We start from the raw sequence: 2,193 nt of genomic DNA, 5'->3' as shown, positions 1-2,193 counted from the left end.
GCGGCCGTCAAGGCTGGCCGTCGCTCATATCTCTCCTCACATCTGCTGTCCCCAGGCCACGCCTTGACGGCCGAAAGCGCGGCGTCATGCTCAACGGCAATCGGGCGGCGCTTTTATGGTTGCTACGGCTACGCCACCGCCAATGGCCGAGCTTCAGCTGACCGGCTCGGGCTGAGCCTCTGCCTCCGATACGTCCTGCTCCGCAGGCACCGGCCGCACCGCTCCCCAATATTGCTGGCAGGTCGCGAGCAATGTTTCGGTGTCCATGGTCAGGCCGACGGCATTGACGATCACGCTGTCAGTGCCGAGCGCCTTGTTCAACATCGCCAGGGCCTGGGTCGCAAAACCTCCGGAGAAGCGCTGGGCGATGAGGGGATCGACCTTGAGCACCACGAATTTCTGTCCGCGCTGCTCCCATGTGAAAATCTTGCGAACCGCGTTCCAGGCGATGGTCTCGTCGGCCAGCCTGCTGTCGCGAATGCCGATGCGGCTGATGAAGAGCAGCGGCCGCCTCGCGGTGACCAGCCGCCAGAGCATCCTGCAAGTGGTGAGGCCGAAAAACACCGCGCCGATATAACAGATGGCGACCTGGGGCGTGGTGCTGTCCTGGCCTTGCTGCCAGGTGAAGGCAAGCCCGGCGAAGAGCAGCGTCAGCAGCAGGCTGCCGCCGAACAACATCAGCAGCCGGACTCGGGAATAGCCGATCGCAAGATTGGGCAAGGTCTGACTTTCGGACATTTTCAACCGCCTCCAGCCATTTGCAGCAACCTGGGGTTCATCCCCCTCCTCCCAAGGGGGTAAGCCTGGAACCTTGCGCGAGGCTGCCCATGGAAGTGCGAGGCATTCGCACGTGAACGCGAGGGCCGCGGCTTGCGACTAATCACCAGTTGGCCCCCGCGCGATGCGGGCCGCCAACATCTGACAGTCTGGTGCGATCATGAAGCTTGCCCTCGTCCTTCCGCTGGCCGTTCTGGCTTTCATCGGCATCGCCCGGGCCGAGGAGGCCGACGATTTTCGAGAGGCTACCAAGACCGAAGCCGATGCTTTCAACGCGCGCATATATGCGGGCGCGCCAGGCAAGACGGCCTACGCCTGCTTCGTCCGCCGCTACGATGCCGATCATCTAGCGCGCCATCCCAAGCAGAAGGTTGCTTCGATGAAGCTGCTCGTCTCGGCCGAGACCGACGGCGAGGACAAGCAGCTGCACAACTCGTTCCGGCTCGGCTTCCGCTATCGCCACCGCAGCGGCGATTTCGACTCCAGCGGCTCCTGTCATCACACGGTGCTCACGAAAGAGGGCAACGAGGTGCGGCTCGGATGCGGCGTCGATTGCGAGGGCGGCGGCATCGGTATTGCGCTGTCGAAGGACGACAAATCGGCCATCGTGCGGCTCGAGAGTGTCAGGGTGTGGCTGCACAACAAGCCGGATGACGAAGCCGAGCGATCGCTCGTCGCCGGCAGCGACGACGGGATTTTCCGGCTCGACCGGGCCGACAACAGCGAGTGCGCCGCGCTCGTGACCGACCGCAAGGAGCTCGCCGCGCTCCGCCACAGGTGATATGGCACAAGGGAAATCGGGCTGGGTTGCAGGAGATCGCCATGAACCGCCGGAACATCTTGTGGAGCACGGTCTCGGCGCTGGGCGCGGCCTTTGCCGCCTCGCGCGCCAAGGCCGCAACCGAAGACGCCTCGTCGCACAAGCTGAAAGTCGTCTATCACCTCAGTGATGCCGACAAGGTCAATTTCGTGCTCGGCAACATCCAGAACCACATCGACGGCGTCGGCGGCCCCGACCATGTCACGCTCGCGCTGGTCATCCACGGGCCGGCGCTGAAGGCGTTTCACTGGGCGCAGGCCAATCCTGACGTCAGCGGGCGGATCAGCAATTTCGCCAAGGACGGCGTCGAACTCGCCGCCTGCGGCAACACGATGAAGGCGCAGAACATCACGCTGACGGATCTGTTGCCCGGGTTCGTCAGCGCGGAGAAGGGCGGCGTGGTTCGGCTCGCCGAGCTGCAGTCGCAGGGGTATCTGTATTTGCGGCCGTAGGCCCCGCGACCTCGTCCGTCATTGCGAGCCAACGGGTCCGCGCGAAGCGCGGCCCGATGACAGGCTCCGCGAAGCAATCCAGTCCGTCCGCGCCGACAGACTGGATTGCTTCGTCGCAAGAGCTCCTCGCAATGACAGGAGAAG

3 protein-coding genes are annotated in these 2,193 nt (G+C 64.1%); 2 read left to right on the top strand and 1 reads right to left on the bottom strand.

The features are described 5' to 3' along the window. Nucleotides 1-153: 153 nt before the first annotated feature. Complete coding sequence (locus G8O24_RS42370; RefSeq protein WP_188108393.1) at nt 154-738, bottom strand: STM3941 family protein; 585 nt, start codon at nt 736-738, stop codon at nt 154-156. Between the two features lie 199 nt (nt 739-937). Between G8O24_RS42370 and G8O24_RS42365 the strand changes: the two genes are divergently transcribed. Then, on the top strand, nt 938-1,558 hold the full coding sequence (locus G8O24_RS42365) for a hypothetical protein (protein ID WP_188108392.1): 621 nt from the start codon (nt 938-940) through the stop codon (nt 1,556-1,558). 41 nt (nt 1,559-1,599) lie between these two features. Continuing rightward, nucleotides 1,600-2,049: a DsrE family protein gene (locus G8O24_RS42360; RefSeq protein ID WP_188108391.1), complete on the top strand. Its 450-nt coding sequence runs from the start codon at nt 1,600-1,602 to the stop codon at nt 2,047-2,049. Nucleotides 2,050-2,193: the final 144 nt, after the last annotated feature.

Source organism: Bradyrhizobium campsiandrae, assembly GCF_014529705.1.
Lineage (GTDB): Bacteria > Pseudomonadota > Alphaproteobacteria > Rhizobiales > Xanthobacteraceae > Bradyrhizobium > Bradyrhizobium campsiandrae.
This window is presented reverse-complemented; position numbering and strand designations above follow the sequence as displayed.

Excerpts from the sequence above, each read along its gene's own strand:
- G8O24_RS42360 (WP_188108391.1), top strand. The coding sequence starts at position 1,600 with ATGAACCGCCGGAACATCTTGTGGAGCACGGTCTCGGCGCTGGGCGCG.
- G8O24_RS42365 (WP_188108392.1), top strand. The coding sequence starts at position 938 with ATGAAGCTTGCCCTCGTCCTTCCGCTGGCCGTTCTGGCTTTCATCGGC.
- G8O24_RS42370 (WP_188108393.1), bottom strand. The coding sequence starts at position 738 with ATGTCCGAAAGTCAGACCTTGCCCAATCTTGCGATCGGCTATTCCCGA.